This is a genomic window from Serratia odorifera, assembly GCF_041448735.1.
Taxonomy (GTDB): domain Bacteria; phylum Pseudomonadota; class Gammaproteobacteria; order Enterobacterales; family Enterobacteriaceae; genus Serratia_F; species Serratia_F odorifera.
Map to the genome: position 1 here is coordinate 1 of NZ_JBGMUT010000009.1, position 14,436 is coordinate 14,436.

Consider the following 14,436-nt stretch of genomic DNA (forward strand, 5'->3'; position numbering starts at 1 on the left):
CGGGAATAGCTCAGTTGGTAGAGCGCAACCTTGCCAAGGTTGAGGTCGCGAGTTCGAGCCTCGTTTCCCGCTCCAAAATTTCAAAGGCCAATTTTTTGGCTGGATGCCAAAAGCATCTCTTGTGTGCGGGAATAGCTCAGTTGGTAGAGCGCAACCTTGCCAAGGTTGAGGTCGCGAGTTCGAGCCTCGTTTCCCGCTCCAATTTTCTCCCCCCTTAAATATTCACTCATCCCCAGCCGGTGCGCTTTCCTGCCTCGTTTGCAAGCGGCGGAAAAAATTCTGTAAACAGAGTTATCCACAGAAGCTGTGCATAATATCATCTGAGCAAAAAAGCAACGCCATACAAATGAAATATTTATCTTGTTGATTTTAAATCATATTTAAATATTCAAAAACGTTATACCGATCACTTGCTCTTTTTGTTACGTTTGAAAGACAAAGCATTTTTATTTTTATGCACAAGTCCACAGGGCGAGTTGTCGCGTTGTTCTGCGGATTGGTTATTGCTATCACGCATCCCTCGGTAATCCCTTTTGCACCGCACGAATCAATCGTTTTTTCTGGCTGCCTTGTACCTCGACGCCCTGTTGAGCGCGCCGCGCCAGTTGCTGTTCCAGCGCCCAGTGAATATGTTCATCCAGCAGCGGGTGTTCACCCACCCGCGAGCGCAGCGCCAGCACCACGCTGTCCTGATAGGGCGCGTTACCCAGCGCCACGGCAATATTGCGCAACCAACGCAGGTGGCCAATGCGCCGAATGGCAGAGCCTTCGGTAATGCGCAAAAACTTTTCTTCGCTCCAGCCAAACAGATCAATCAACTGCGGCGCATGCAGCGCAGCACGGGGGCTAAAGTCGTCCTCATCGGTCAACTGTGAGAAACGGTTCCACGGGCAGATAAGCTGGCAGTCGTCGCAGCCGTAGATACGGTTGCCCAACAGCGGGCGGAACTCTTCCGGTATCGCACCTTCCAGTTCGATGGTCAGATACGAAATGCAGCGTCGGGCATCAACGGTATAGGGCGCGACAATCGCGCCGGTTGGGCAGGTGGTAATACAGGCAACGCAGCGGCCGCATTGTTCTTCCTGCGGTTGGTCCACCGGCAGTGGCAAATCGATCAGCAACTCACCGAGAAAGAACCAGGAACCGGCTTCGCGGTTAAGAATAAGTGAGTGCTTGCCAACCCAGCCAATACCGGCTTTTGACGCCAGGGCGCGCTCCATTACCGGCGCGGAATCGACAAACGGCCGGAAATTCAGTTCACCGCAGTAGTCCTGGATCTGTTCGCCGAGTTTTTTCAACCGCTGGCGCAGCAGTTTGTGATAGTCGCGGCCCAGCGCATAACGGCTGACGTACCCCAGTTGTGGATTGTTCAAGGTCGTGGCAAAAGCCGCTTTGGCCGGCAGGTAATTCATACGCACGCTGATAACCCGCAGCGTACCAGGCAACAGCTCATGCGGCCGTGCACGCAGCATGCCGTGGCGTGCCATCCATTCCATTTCGCCGTGATACTGCTTGTCCAGCCATGCCTGTAACTTTGGCTCTTCCATGCTCAGATCGGTATCGCAGATGCCAACCTGCTGGAATCCTAGCGATTGCCCCCATTGCTTGATATGTTGGGCGAGTTGATTGAGATCGAGAGGGTGTGTCATGACGAGCCATAGTGAGAAACAATACAGCTCCAGTTTACCACACTCTGTCTGGTCTGCGGACTGGATCCGCCAGGCCGAACCGGCCGCTGCCGCTTCGCTCGGCCTCTCTCTGTATGCATTGATGCAGCGAGCCGGCGCTGCGGCTTACCAGCTGGCGCGAGACAGCTATCCGGCCAGCAGTCACTGGCTGGTGCTGTGCGGTCACGGTAATAATGGCGGTGACGGTTACGTGGTGGCGGGGCTGGCCGCCGCCGCCGGTATCAGGGTGACGCTGATCGCCTGCCAAGGGGCGCGACCGCTGCCGCCAGAGGCCGCGCAGGCACGACAGTCCTGGCTCGACGGCGGTGGAGAAATTCAACCGGCCGACAGCCGCTGGCCGAACGATATTGACCTGATTATCGATGGTCTGTTGGGGACCGGGCTGGGCAGCGCGCCGCGTGCGCCGATGGATGCGCTGATTGAAGCCGCCAACCGTACCGGCCTGCCGATTGTCGCGCTGGACATCCCTTCCGGTTTGCTGGCACAGAGTGGCGCGGCGCCGGGGGCGGTGATACGCGCCGCCCATACCCTGACGTTTATCGCCCTGAAACCAGGGTTGTTAACCGGACAGGCGCGTGATTGGGTCGGGCAACTTCATCAGACTACGCTAGGATTATCTGACTGGCTGGCGCAGCAACCGGCGCCGATACAGCGTTTGTCGGCGGCGAATCTGTCGGGCTGGCTGCGACCACGCCGGCCATGCTCGCACAAGGGAGAACATGGGCGCCTGCTGGTGGTTGGCGGCGATCTCGGTTTCGGTGGTGCGATACGCATGGCGGCAGAAGCTGCGCTGCGCAGCGGTGCCGGATTGGTGCGAGTGCTTACTCACACGGAACACCTGGCGCCATTGATGGCCGCACGGCCAGAGCTGATGGCGCAGCGTTTGACTGACGACAGTCTGCAACAGGCGCTGGAATGGGCCGATGTGCTGGTGGTCGGCCCCGGCTTGGGCCAGGCAGACTGGGGTAAGAATGCGCTGAAAATCCTTCAGCGCAGTAATAAACCAGCATTATGGGATGCCGATGCACTTAACCTGCTGGCAATAAATCCCGAGAAGCGTCAGAATCGCGTGATAACGCCACATCCCGGTGAAGCGGCGCGGTTATTGGGCTGCCGCACGGCAGAAATTGAAAGTGATCGCTTACTTGCCGCACGGCGCCTGGTGGCAAACTATGGCGGCGTGGTGGTATTAAAAGGTGCGGGTACGGTGATTGCTGGCGAACATGGCGAAATGGCGATTGCCGACGTCGGCAATGCCGGTATGGCGTCCGGCGGTATGGGAGACGTGCTTGCCGGCATTATCGGCGGTTTGCTGGCACAAAAGCTCTCGCTGTATGATGCCGCCTGCGCAGGTTGTGTGGTGCATGGCGCCGCCGCCGATAGAGTGGCAGACAGACAAGGAACAAGAGGATTGCTGGCAACCGATCTGTTGCTCGAAATCCCTCATTACGTTAATCCTCAGTTGGCATAATAGATATTATCGAATGAAAGAACTCGTATTACCTCTGCCGGATGAGGCAGCGACTGTTGCATTGGGTGCCGCGTTGGCGAAGGCGTGCGATCGCGCCAGCGTCATTTACCTTTATGGCGACCTGGGGGCGGGGAAGACCACCTTCAGCCGCGGTTTTTTGCAGGCCTTGGGTCATCAGGGCAATGTTAAAAGCCCGACTTATACGCTGGTTGAGCCTTATGCGCTGCAACCGCTGGCGGTGTATCACTTCGATCTGTATCGCCTGGCCGATCCGGAAGAACTCGAATTTATGGGCATCCGCGATTATTTCGCGCAGGATGCCATCTGCCTGGTGGAATGGCCGCAGCAGGGCACTGGCGTATTGCCGGAGCCGGATCTGGCATTGCACCTGAGCTACCACGATCGGGGCCGAGAAGCGCGCATTGTGCCGCTTTCTGCCCATGGCCACCAACTCATCGACCGAATCCACGGGCAACAGGGATGACGCCAACATGATGTATGGATTAAAACGAATCCTGCTGGTGACGCTGCTGGCGAGCCTGGGGCTGTCTGGCGCCGGCAATGCGCTAGCCGCGGCCTCATCGTTGGCGGACATCAAGGTGACCAATGCGCAGCGTGAGGCTACCGTTTCGGTGAGCTTCAACGGCCCGCCGGCGTACGCATTCTTCCCGCTGCACGGGCCTGAGCGCGTAGTGCTGGACGTCAACCAGAGCGGTAAGGTCAACGGCCTGCCGTTGAACTTCAGCGGTCAAAACCTGGTGAAGAGCATTCGTTCCAGCACGCCGAAAGATGCGCAAAGCGTGCGCTTGGTGTTCGATCTGACCCAGCGGGCCAAAACGCGGGCGGTAACGCGGCAAAACGGTAACCTGTATACCGTGGTCTTTACCATCGCGGCGGAAGGCGGAGCGTCGACCACCACTCGTCAGGCTCCGGCGCCGACGGTCAGCAAGCCGATTGTCAGCAAGCCGGCGGTTCGCCAACCGGTGCTTATCGAGGAACCGGCCGAGCCGGTACGGCGTGCGCCGACCAGCTCCTCGGCGTCCAATCCGTTCAACAACAAACCGGCGGTGGTGTCTGGTACGGCAACGGCGGATACGCCGCGCAGCAGCCGGGTGTCAGCCGGTTCCGGCAACCGCGTGGTGGTGGCGATTGACGCCGGCCACGGCGGGCAGGATCCCGGCGCCATCGGGCCGAACGGCCTGCGTGAAAAGAACGTCACCATCGCCGTCGCGCGCCGCTTGCAGACGTTGCTGGACGACGATCCGATGTTCAAGCCGGTACTGACGCGCAACGGCGACTATTTTATTTCGGTCATGGGCCGCTCGGACGTGGCGCGCAAGCATGGTGCTAACGTACTGGTATCAATTCACGCCGACTCGGCACCAAACCGCAGCGCCACCGGCGCCTCGGTCTGGGTATTGAACAACCGTCGCGCCAACAGCGAAATGGCCAACTGGCTGGAACAGCATGAAAAGCAATCCGAACTGCTGGGCGGTGCGGGCGATCTGCTGGCCAATAGCCAGGCTGATCCTTATCTCAGCCAGGCGGTACTGGATCTGCAGTTCGGCCATTCACAGCGCGTCGGCTATGACGTAGCGACCAAAGTACTGCGTGAAATGCAAACCATCGGCGTATTGCACAAGAGCCGTCCGCAGCCAGCCAGCCTTGGCGTGCTGCGTTCACCGGACATTCCGTCCCTGCTGGTGGAAACCGGCTTTATCAGTAACCCTTCGGAGGAGCGACTGCTGGGCAGTAGCGCGTATCAGGAGAAAATAGCCAAGGCGATCCATCGCGGCCTGCGCAGCTATTTCCTGTCGCATCCGCTACAAGCCGACCCAAAGGTGGAAAACCGACCGCTGGACGTCGCAGCGGCGGTTAATGAATCTACACCAGACGTCAGCCAACCGGAGCCGGTGACTACCCGCTCCGTCGGCAACAGCAGTTACCGGGGTAAGACCCAGATCCACGTGGTGAAACGGGCGGAAACGCTCTCTGGCATCGCGGGGCGTTACGGCACCAGTATGGCGGCGCTGCGCGACCTGAACCATCTGAAGAAAGACGGCGTTTGGGTTGGCCAGCGCCTGAAAGTGCCGGCGGGCCACGCCGCCGGCAGTCAGAGCGTTGCCAAGGCGAAACCGGTCAGCAAGAAACCGTCCAGACATAAAGTGGTGCGCGGTGATACGCTGTCATCAATTGCGAGTCGTTATGGCGTGAGCGTCCGTGAATTAAAAAGCGCCAATAAACTGAAATCGGACGTTGCGCCGCTGGATCGGACATTGACCATTCCACAGGCGTAACGCCACTCTCGAGGAACCAGTATGCCAATCCAGGTGTTGCCACCACAGCTTGCCAACCAGATCGCCGCCGGAGAAGTGGTGGAGCGGCCTGCGTCGGTAGTGAAGGAACTGGTGGAAAACAGCCTGGATGCCGGCGCGACGCGTATTGATATTGATATTGAGCGCGGTGGCGCCAAGCTGATCCGTATCCGCGACAACGGCAGTGGCATCGGCAAGGCCGATCTGGCATTGGCGCTGGCGCGTCATGCCACCAGTAAAATCAGCACGCTTGACGATCTGGAAGCCATTGTCAGCCTGGGGTTCCGCGGCGAAGCGTTGGCCAGTATCAGCTCGGTGTCACGTTTGGCGCTGACGTCACGCACCGCCGAACAGCCGGAGGCCTGGCAGGCCTACGCCGAAGGGCGCGATCAGGCGGTGATGGTCAAACCGGCGGCGCATCCGGTGGGCAGCACGGTTGAAGTGCTCGACCTGTTCTACAATACCCCGGCGCGGCGCAAGTTCATGCGCACCGAAAAAACCGAATTCGGTCATATTGATGAAGTGGTGCGGCGCATTGCGCTGGCGCGTTTCGATGTGGCGATCAACCTCAGTCATAACGGCAAGCTGATGCGTCAGTACCGTGCGGCGAAGGAAGAAAGCCAGCATGAGCGCCGTCTTGGCAGTATTTGCGGGCCGGCGTTTTTGCAGCATGCGCTGGCGATTTCCTGGCAACACGGCGATTTGACCATTCGCGGCTGGGTGGCCGATCCGGCCGGCGCGCGGCAACTGGGCGAGCTGCAATACTGTTACGTCAACAGCCGCATGATGCGCGATCGCCTGATCAACCACGCGATCCGCCAGGCCTATCAGGATCAGCTGAAAGACGACCAGCAGCCGGCCTATGTGCTGTATCTCGAGGTGGATCCGCATCAGGTGGACGTTAACGTGCATCCCGCCAAGCATGAAGTGCGCTTCCATCAGGCGCGGCTGGTGCATGATTTTATCTATCAGGCGGTGACCACGGTATTGCAACAGCTCGGCAGCGCGCCGCTACCGCTGGCAGAAGCAACCGATGCGCCAGACCCCGCGCCGGCATGGCAGCCGGAAAACCGCGTTGCGGCCGGTGGCAATCATTTTTCCCAGCCGGCCCCGCGCCGCGAACCGTCTGCGGCAAGTCCGACGGCGGCGCGTGAACGTACGCCGCAGCCGTACCACGGCGGCGCTTCCGGCTATCAAAAGCGCGAAGGGGAGCTGTACGGCCGTTTGATGCAGGCGACGACCGAGCCGGCAGCTACGCCAGCGGTCGAGACGGCGAAGGTCCCGTTGTTCCCCGCGCCGAAGGCCGCGCAGGAAATGCCGCTGGCCGGCAGTCAGCATGGCTTTGGCCGTGTGCTGATGGTCTATCCGCCGTGCTACGCCTTGCTGGAGCAGCGCCAGCAGCTGGCGTTACTCAATTTACCGGTGGCCGAACGCTGGCTGCGTCAGGCGCAGCTGAACCCGCCGGAAGAGGGGCTGCGGCCGCAGCCGCTGCTGATCCCGCTCAAGCTGACGCTGCGCAACAACGAGGCGTCGGCCTGTACCAGGCACCAGGCGTTGCTGGTGAAAATGGGGCTGGAGCTGCAGGTTGATCACGGGCGTGTGACGCTGCGCGCAGTGCCTTTACCATTACGCCAACAAAATTTACAAAAACTGATACCGGAACTGTTAGGCTATCTGGCCGAACATCACGAGATGTCGCCGACGGTGCTGGCCACCTGGATCGCCCGCCACATAGGCAGCGAACATCAACAGTGGAACAGCTCGCAAGCGATACAATTATTGACCGACGTTGAACGACTTTGCCCGCAGCTGGTCAAATCGCCACCGGCCGGACTTTTACAACCTGTTGATTTACAGGCTGCACTGGCAGCCCTTACGCATGACTGAAACTGAAATAGCATCACGTCCCCCGGCGATTTTCGTCATGGGGCCTACGGCATCGGGCAAGACCGCGCTGGCAATGGCGTTGCGCGCACGTTGGCCGGTAGAACTGATCAGCGTGGATTCCGCGCTGATTTATCGTGGCATGGATATCGGCACCGCCAAGCCCAGCGCAGAAGAATTGGCGCAGGCACCGCACCGGCTGATTGATATTCGCGATCCCGCCGAGGTTTACTCCGCCGCCGATTTTCGTGCCGATGCCCTGAAGGAAATGGCCGACATCACCGCCGCCGGGCGTATCCCGCTGCTGGTGGGTGGAACCATGTTGTATTTCAAGGCGTTGCTGGATGGCCTGTCGCCGTTGCCGGCTGCCGATGCGGCAGTGCGCGAGCGCATTGAACGGCAGGCGCAAGCCGAAGGTTGGCAAGCTTTGCACCGTCAGTTACAGGCCATTGACCCGGTCGCCGCACTGAGAATTCATCCGAATGATCCGCAGAGACTGTCCAGAGCACTGGAAGTTTTTTTTATTTCGGGTAAAACTTTAACGGAACTGACTAAAATTTCGGGTGAATCGTTGCCGTATCATGTTCACCAATTTGCGATAGCGCCGACCAGCCGTGAGTTGATACATCAACGCATTGAGCAGCGGTTCCATCAAATGTTGGCGGCAGGTTTTGAAACGGAAGCGCGCGCACTTTTTGCGCGGGGTGATTTGCATACGGATTTGCCTTCCATTCGCTGTGTCGGTTACCGCCAGATGTGGTCATATCTTTCTGGCGAGATTAGTTACGATGAGATGGTTTATCGTGGTATTTGCGCAACACGTCAGTTGGCCAAACGCCAAATGACCTGGTTACGAGGTTGGGAGTCGGTCCATTGGCTGGACAGTGAAAAGCCGGGAGAGGCTTTGGACTCGGTAACACAGGTGGTTTTATCCCGTTGATTTCAGGTTGTAGTCAGCAGGCTAACGTAGGAAACCCAGCAGCTCGAAGCATTGAGTGAGGGGGTAATGCGTACAGCCAACGCCGTTACAGGCTTGAAAGATGAAGGATATAGTGCATAGGTTGAGTGATTGTGTACAATTGATGAGTATTCAGCGCGCAAATTTTTTACGTCGTTTATTTTAGAGCCGACAGGTTCTTAGTTACAAACAACAAGCAAATAAGGAAAAGATAGAATGGCTAAGGGGCAATCTTTGCAAGATCCGTTCCTGAACGCATTGCGTCGTGAACGTGTTCCGGTTTCTATTTATTTGGTGAATGGTATTAAGCTGCAAGGCCAGATTGAGTCTTTTGATCAGTTTGTCATCCTGTTGAAAAACACAGTGAGTCAAATGGTTTATAAGCACGCTATCTCTACCGTTGTCCCGTCACGCCCGGTTTCGCACCATAGCAATAATCCGAGCGGCGGCACCAGTAACTATCACCATGGTAATAATCCGTCTGCGCCGCAACAGCCGCAGCAGGAAAGCGATGACGCTGAGTAAAGCGCGTTGCAAGACAACCATGTCGGGGAACATGGGCAGTAAAGTGCTGCCTGTGTTCCCCAAACTCACGGTTTGTGTCCGTTTGAGAGGTTGCACGCTTGTTTGACCGTTATGAAGCCGGTGAGCAGGCCGTACTGGTTCATATCTATTTCTCGCAGGACAAAGACACCGAAGACCTCAGTGAATTCGAATCGCTGGTCTCTTCCGCGGGTGTAGACGCTTTGCAAGTGGTTACTGGTAGCCGCAAAGCCCCACATCCCAAGTACTTTGTCGGTGAAGGAAAGGCCGAAGAAATTGCAGATGCAGTTAAAGCCAGTGGCGCATCTGTTGTCCTGTTTGATCATTCCCTTTCCCCGGCGCAGGAGAGAAATCTCGAGCGCCTATGTGAATGCCGCGTGATCGATCGCACCGGGTTGATTCTCGATATCTTTGCCCAGCGAGCCCGTACCCACGAAGGCAAGCTGCAGGTAGAACTGGCGCAGCTGCGCCATATTGCGACGCGTTTGGTGCGTGGCTGGACTCACCTTGAGCGCCAGAAAGGGGGGATCGGCCTGCGCGGGCCAGGGGAAACCCAGTTGGAGACCGACCGTCGTTTGCTGCGCGATCGCATCAGCCTGATTCTGCGCCGCCTGGAGCGGGTGGAAAAGCAGCGTGAACAAGGCCGCCGTGCGCGTACCCGCGCCGATGTACCCACCGTATCTTTGGTGGGGTACACCAATGCCGGTAAATCTACCCTGTTTAATCGAATTACCTCTGCCGACGTGTATGCGGCGGATCAACTATTTGCCACCCTGGATCCAACGCTGCGCCGCATTGACGTGGCGGATGTGGGCGATACGGTGCTGGCGGATACCGTAGGGTTCATCAGGCACTTGCCGCACGATCTGGTTGCTGCCTTTAAGGCGACGCTGCAAGAAACGCGTCAGGCCTCTCTGTTGTTACATGTTATCGACGCTGCGGATACCCGCGTGGATGAAAACATTGAAGCGGTGAATACCGTGCTGGCAGAGATTGACTCGGATGAGATCCCTACACTGTTAGTGATGAACAAAATAGATATGCTGGACGATTTTGTGCCGCGTATCGACCGCAACGAAGAAAATTTACCGATCCGGGTGTGGCTGTCTGCCGCCAGCGGAGAAGGTATCCCGTTGCTGTTTCAGGCGTTGACGGAGCGCTTATCGGGGGAAATCGCGCAACATGAACTGCGCTTACCGCCAGAGGCAGGCCGTCTTCGTAGCCGTTTTTACCAGCTTCAGGCGATAGAGAAAGAGTGGATCGAAGAGGACGGCAGCATTGGCATGGTTGTGCGCATGCCGATCGTCGAGTGGCGTCGCCTTTGTAAACAGGAACAGGAACTGATTAACTTTATCGTATGATCATATCCTGTTACATTTGTACGCTCGGTCTGTAGGCACGATCGGCGTCGCAGCGTTGCGGCGGCCGGCGTATAAGCCTGAAGTACCCAATCACAGAATAATGGAGCTAAAACATGGCGTGGAATCAGCCCGGTAATAACGGACAGGACCGCGACCCGTGGGGGAGCAGCAATAATAATGGCGGCAACTCTGGCGGTAACAAAGGCGGTCGTGAACAAGGGCCACCTGATTTGGATGACATCTTCCGCAAACTGAGCAAGAAGCTGAGTGGTTTGGGCGGCGGCAAAGGCTCCAACGGCAATAATAGTGGCGGTACCGGTTCATCCGGCCCGCGTTTCAGCGGCCGTATCATCGGTATCGCGGCAGTGGCGGTAGTGGTTATCTGGGCAGCCAGTGGCTTCTACACCATCAAGGAAGCCGAGCGTGGCGTTGTGACGCGTTTTGGCAAGTTCAGCCACCTGGTGCAACCGGGCCTGAACTGGAAGCCGACCTTCATTGATGAGGTACGCCCGGTTAACGTGGAGTCGGTTCGTGAACTGGCGGCGTCCGGCGTGATGCTGACTTCCGATGAAAACGTGGTGCGGGTGGAAATGAACGTGCAGTACCGCGTGACCAACCCGGAAGCCTATCTGTTCAGCGTGGTGAATGCGGACGACAGCCTGAGTCAGGCTACCGACAGCGCGCTGCGCGGGGTGATCGGCAAGTATTCGATGGACCGTATTCTGACCGAAGGCCGTACCGTGGTGCGTAACGATACGCAACGCATGCTGGAAGAGACTATTCGTCCTTACAACATGGGGATCACGCTGCTGGACGTCAACTTCCAGGCGGCGCGTCCACCGGAAGAGGTCAAGGCGTCGTTCGATGATGCGATTGCCGCACGTGAAAACGAACAGCAGTACATTCGTGAAGCAGAAGCTTATGCCAACGAAGTTCAGCCTCGTGCCAACGGCCAGGCGCAGCGTCTGCTGGAAGATTCAAAGGCGTATAAAGACCGTACGGTTCTGGAAGCACAGGGTGAAGTCGCGCGCTTTGCCAAGCTGCTGCCGGAATACAAGTCTGCGCCGGAAATTACCCGCGAGCGTTTGTATATCGAAACCATGGAAAAAGTCCTGAGCCATACCCGCAAGGTGCTGGTGAGTGACAAAGGCAACAATCTGATGGTGTTACCGCTGGATCAGATGCTGCGCGGCCAGACCGGCGCAGCGGCAGACAGCGGCAATAAGGACACCAGCCTGATTCGTCTCAACCCCGCTCCGTCTGCCAGCGGCAATGCCGGCAACAGACCGCAGAACAGCGGTACGATCATGGACCAACGCCGGGCAAATGCGCAGCGTGACGATACCACTCGCGTAGGGAGAGAATAATCAATGCGTAAGTCTTTTGTAGTTATCGTCATTGTGGTGCTGGTGGCGCTTTTTGCTTCACTGTTCGTGGTGCAGGAAGGCCAGCGTGGCATCGTCCTGCGCTTCGGCAAGGTACTGCGTGACGGCGAAAATAAACCGCTGGTGTATGAGCCGGGTCTGCACTTCAAGATCCCGTTCATTGAGACCGTGAAGAACCTGGATGCGCGTATCCAGACCATGGACAACCAGGCCGATCGCTTTGTGACCAGCGAGAAGAAAGACCTGATCGTTGACTCCTATCTGAAGTGGCGCATCAGCGATTTCAGCCGTTACTATCTGGCAACCGGCGGCGGCGACGTCTCCCAGGCCGAAGTGCTGCTGAAACGTAAATTCAGTGACCGTCTGCGTTCCGAAATCGGTCGTCTGGACGTGAAGGATATCGTTACCGACTCGCGCGGCAAGCTGATGTCCGACGTGCGTGATGCGCTGAACACCGGCACCGTCGGCGATGGCGAAGAAGTTGCCACCACCGAAGCCGACGACGCTATCGCCTCTGCAGCAGCGCGCGTTGAGCGGGAAACTACCGGCAAGCAGCCGCAGGTCAACCCGAACAGCATGGCCGCATTGGGTATTGAAGTTATCGACGTCCGTATCAAGCAGATCAACCTGCCGGCGGAAGTGTCCGATGCGATTTACCAGCGTATGCGCGCCGAACGTGAAGCGGTCGCTCGTCGTCTGCGCTCACAGGGTCAGGAAGAAGCCGAGAAGCTGCGCGCCAGCGCGGATTACGAGGTGACCCGTACCCTGGCGGAAGCCGAGCGTCAGGCTCGTATCACCCGTGGTGAAGGCGATGCCGAAGCTGCCAAACTGTTCGCCAACGCGTTCAGTCAGGATCCGGACTTCTATGCCTTTATCCGTAGCCTGCGTGCTTATGAAGCCAGCTTCAAAAACAACCAGGACGTGATGGTACTCAGCCCGGACAGCGATTTCTTCCGCTACATGAAGTCGCCGGATTCGACGCGTAAGTAATGCCAAAGGCATCCTAGTTATCAGGGCCCGTTTAATCGCGGGCCTTTTTCTTTTGCGGGGGGAAGCATGAATTCGACGATCTGGTTGGCGCTTGGGCTGGTTTTGGTGCTGGAAGGGCTGGGGCCGATGCTGTTTCCACAGGCCTGGCGCAAAATGATCCTGGCAATGACGCAATTGCCCGACGCCACGCTGCGCCGTTTTGGCGGCGGAATAGTGGTTGCCGGCATCGTTATCTACTATATGTTGAGCACGCGCCTTGGTGGCTGAAGTGTAGCCGAAAAAATACGCAATCGTATGCTAAAAGTGCTGAAACTCTAAAATTACGGTGGTAGAATCCATTTTTAAGCAACCGGTGATTTTGAAAATGGGTAAGAACGTCGTCGTACTGGGCACCCAATGGGGTGACGAAGGTAAGGGCAAGGTCGTAGACCTGCTGACTGAACGGGCTCAATATGTTGTGCGCTACCAAGGTGGCCATAACGCTGGCCACACTCTGGTTATTAACGGTGAAAAAACCGTTCTTCATTTAATTCCCTCTGGCATCCTGCGTGAAAACGTAACCAGCATCATCGGCAACGGTGTGGTACTGGCGCCTGACGCATTGATGAAAGAAATGGGTGAACTCGAAGCGCGCGGCATCCCGGTACGCGAACGTCTGTTACTGTCTGAAGCTTGTCCGCTGATCCTGCCTTATCACGTTGCGCTGGATATCGCGCGCGAAAAAGCACGTGGCGCGAAAGCCATCGGCACCACCGGTCGCGGTATCGGTCCGGCCTACGAAGATAAAGTCGCACGTCGCGGTCTACGCGTTGGCGACCTGTTCGACAAAGAAACTTTCGCTATCAAGCTGAAAGAAATCATCGATTACCACAACTTCCAACTGGTTAACTACTACAAAGTTGACGCGGTGGATTACCAGGCGACGCTGGACTACGTCATGTCGATTGCCGACATCCTGACTTCGATGGTGGTTGACGTTTCCGAACTGCTGGACGGCGCGCGCAAGCGTGGCGATCTGATCATGTTTGAAGGCGCACAGGGTACGCTGCTGGATATCGACCACGGTACCTATCCGTACGTTACCTCGTCCAACACCACTGCCGGTGGCGTAGCGACCGGTTCCGGCATTGGTCCGCGTTACGTGGACTACGTGCTCGGTATCGTGAAAGCCTACTCAACCCGCGTTGGCGCTGGCCCGTTCCCAACCGAACTGTTCGACGACACCGGCGAGTTCCTGTGCAAGCAGGGTAACGAGTTCGGCGCGACCACCGGTCGCCGTCGTCGTACCGGTTGGCTGGATGCGGTTGCGGTACGCCGCGCGGTGCAGATCAACTCGCTGTCCGGCTTCTGTCTGACCAAGCTGGATGTTCTGGACGGCCTGAAAGAAGTGAAAATCTGCGTGGGTTACCGCATGCCTGACGGCCGCGAAATGACCACGACGCCGCTGGCAGCAGAAGGCTGGGAAGGCATCGAGCCAATCTACGAAACCATGCCGGGCTGGAGCGAAACCACCTTCGGCGTGAAGGAACACCACCAACTGCCACAGGCCGCGCTGAACTACATCAAGCGCATTGAAGAACTGACTGGCGTACCGGTAGACATTATCTCCACCGGCCCAGATCGCAGCGAAACCATGGTTCTGCGCGATCCGTTCGACGCATAAGCCGTTTTTCTGTCACCAGCAAACCGGGCGCCGTCCCGGTTTGTTTTTAGGATGTTCACCTCGCCAAACGCGGTTGCCCAGCAAAAATCCTTTCGTTATCCCGGCTTAATGATTTCATTGCCCTGTCTGTCGTGTACCCTAGGGTATAAATAATTAACGACGAACTCTCAGCCTGGTT

The 14,436-nt window shown here is 57.4% G+C and carries 12 protein-coding genes and 1 tRNA gene; 12 read left to right on the forward strand and 1 reads right to left on the reverse strand.

Annotated elements, in window-relative coordinates; all coding sequences use genetic code 11:
• Nucleotides 1-125 precede the first annotated feature (125 nt).
• Nucleotides 126-201: transfer RNA gene (locus tag ACCC84_RS18570), tRNA-Gly, on the forward strand.
• Between the two features lie 308 nt (nt 202-509).
• On the opposite strand, the gene queG is transcribed toward ACCC84_RS18570, so the two are convergent.
• Nucleotides 510-1,649 carry a tRNA epoxyqueuosine(34) reductase QueG gene (gene queG / locus ACCC84_RS18575; protein WP_088499847.1) on the reverse strand — a complete coding sequence of 380 codons (1,140 nt, stop codon included), beginning with the start codon at nt 1,647-1,649 and terminating at the stop codon, nt 510-512.
• Between queG and nnr the strand changes: the two genes are divergently transcribed.
• The 11 genes from nnr to ACCC84_RS18630 all read left to right on the forward strand — a co-directional run bounded on the left by nnr (nt 1,648) and on the right by ACCC84_RS18630 (nt 14,258).
• Complete coding sequence (gene nnr / locus ACCC84_RS18580) at nt 1,648-3,159, forward strand: bifunctional ADP-dependent NAD(P)H-hydrate dehydratase/NAD(P)H-hydrate epimerase (RefSeq protein WP_004955997.1); 1,512 nt, start codon at nt 1,648-1,650, stop codon at nt 3,157-3,159. The two genes, queG and nnr, sit on opposite strands and share 2 nt — an antisense overlap.
• 13 nt (nt 3,160-3,172) lie before the next feature.
• Nucleotides 3,173-3,643, forward strand: coding sequence for a tRNA (adenosine(37)-N6)-threonylcarbamoyltransferase complex ATPase subunit type 1 TsaE (gene tsaE, locus ACCC84_RS18585; protein WP_039991288.1), 471 nt, complete (start codon nt 3,173-3,175; stop codon nt 3,641-3,643).
• 7 nt (nt 3,644-3,650) lie between these two features.
• Nucleotides 3,651-5,456, forward strand: a complete 1,806-nt coding sequence (amiB, locus tag ACCC84_RS18590) for an N-acetylmuramoyl-L-alanine amidase AmiB (RefSeq protein WP_004955994.1) — start codon at nt 3,651-3,653, stop codon at nt 5,454-5,456.
• Nucleotides 5,457-5,477: 21 nt separating this feature from the next.
• Nucleotides 5,478-7,361, forward strand: a complete 1,884-nt coding sequence (gene mutL, locus ACCC84_RS18595; protein ID WP_371902158.1) for a DNA mismatch repair endonuclease MutL — start codon at nt 5,478-5,480, stop codon at nt 7,359-7,361.
• On the forward strand, nt 7,354-8,298 hold the full coding sequence (miaA, locus tag ACCC84_RS18600) for a tRNA (adenosine(37)-N6)-dimethylallyltransferase MiaA (RefSeq protein WP_088499848.1): 945 nt from the start codon (nt 7,354-7,356) through the stop codon (nt 8,296-8,298). Before mutL ends, miaA begins: the two co-directional genes overlap by 8 nt.
• Before the next feature lie 234 nt (nt 8,299-8,532).
• Nucleotides 8,533-8,841 (forward strand): RNA chaperone Hfq, encoded by a 309-nt coding sequence (hfq, locus tag ACCC84_RS18605; protein WP_004955988.1) that lies wholly within the window; start codon nt 8,533-8,535, stop codon nt 8,839-8,841.
• Nucleotides 8,842-8,939: 98 nt separating this feature from the next.
• A complete protein-coding gene (gene hflX / locus ACCC84_RS18610) occupies nt 8,940-10,220 on the forward strand; it encodes a ribosome rescue GTPase HflX (RefSeq protein WP_004955986.1) in 1,281 nt (426 codons plus the stop codon).
• Nucleotides 10,221-10,333: 113 nt separating this feature from the next.
• Nucleotides 10,334-11,587 (forward strand): FtsH protease activity modulator HflK, encoded by a 1,254-nt coding sequence (hflK, locus tag ACCC84_RS18615; RefSeq protein WP_004955985.1) that lies wholly within the window; start codon nt 10,334-10,336, stop codon nt 11,585-11,587.
• A gap of 3 nt (nt 11,588-11,590) precedes the next feature.
• The gene (gene hflC, locus ACCC84_RS18620) at nt 11,591-12,595 is read left to right on the forward strand and encodes a protease modulator HflC (protein ID WP_004955984.1); all 1,005 of its coding nucleotides are present in this window, start codon (nt 11,591-11,593) and stop codon (nt 12,593-12,595) included.
• A gap of 66 nt (nt 12,596-12,661) precedes the next feature.
• Nucleotides 12,662-12,862, forward strand: coding sequence for a DUF2065 domain-containing protein (locus ACCC84_RS18625; protein ID WP_004955982.1), 201 nt, complete (start codon nt 12,662-12,664; stop codon nt 12,860-12,862).
• A 97-nt stretch (nt 12,863-12,959) separates the two neighbouring features.
• Nucleotides 12,960-14,258, forward strand: coding sequence for an adenylosuccinate synthase (locus tag ACCC84_RS18630; RefSeq protein ID WP_039992449.1), 1,299 nt, complete (start codon nt 12,960-12,962; stop codon nt 14,256-14,258).
• The last annotated feature ends 178 nt before the right edge of the window (nt 14,259-14,436 follow it).

Bases quoted from the DNA above. Each gene is read 5' to 3' on its own strand.
- ACCC84_RS18630 (WP_039992449.1), top strand. From the start codon at position 12,960: ATGGGTAAGAACGTCGTCGTACTGGGCACCCAATGGGGTGACGAAGGT.
- hflK (WP_004955985.1), top strand. From the start codon at position 10,334: ATGGCGTGGAATCAGCCCGGTAATAACGGACAGGACCGCGACCCGTGG.
- miaA (WP_088499848.1), top strand. From the start codon at position 7,354: ATGACTGAAACTGAAATAGCATCACGTCCCCCGGCGATTTTCGTCATG.
- nnr (WP_004955997.1), top strand. From the start codon at position 1,648: ATGACGAGCCATAGTGAGAAACAATACAGCTCCAGTTTACCACACTCT.
- ACCC84_RS18625 (WP_004955982.1), top strand. From the start codon at position 12,662: ATGAATTCGACGATCTGGTTGGCGCTTGGGCTGGTTTTGGTGCTGGAA.
- tsaE (WP_039991288.1), top strand. From the start codon at position 3,173: ATGAAAGAACTCGTATTACCTCTGCCGGATGAGGCAGCGACTGTTGCA.
- queG (WP_088499847.1), bottom strand. From the start codon at position 1,649: ATGACACACCCTCTCGATCTCAATCAACTCGCCCAACATATCAAGCAA.
- amiB (WP_004955994.1), top strand. From the start codon at position 3,651: ATGATGTATGGATTAAAACGAATCCTGCTGGTGACGCTGCTGGCGAGC.
- hflC (WP_004955984.1), top strand. From the start codon at position 11,591: ATGCGTAAGTCTTTTGTAGTTATCGTCATTGTGGTGCTGGTGGCGCTT.
- hfq (WP_004955988.1), top strand. From the start codon at position 8,533: ATGGCTAAGGGGCAATCTTTGCAAGATCCGTTCCTGAACGCATTGCGT.
- mutL (WP_371902158.1), top strand. From the start codon at position 5,478: ATGCCAATCCAGGTGTTGCCACCACAGCTTGCCAACCAGATCGCCGCC.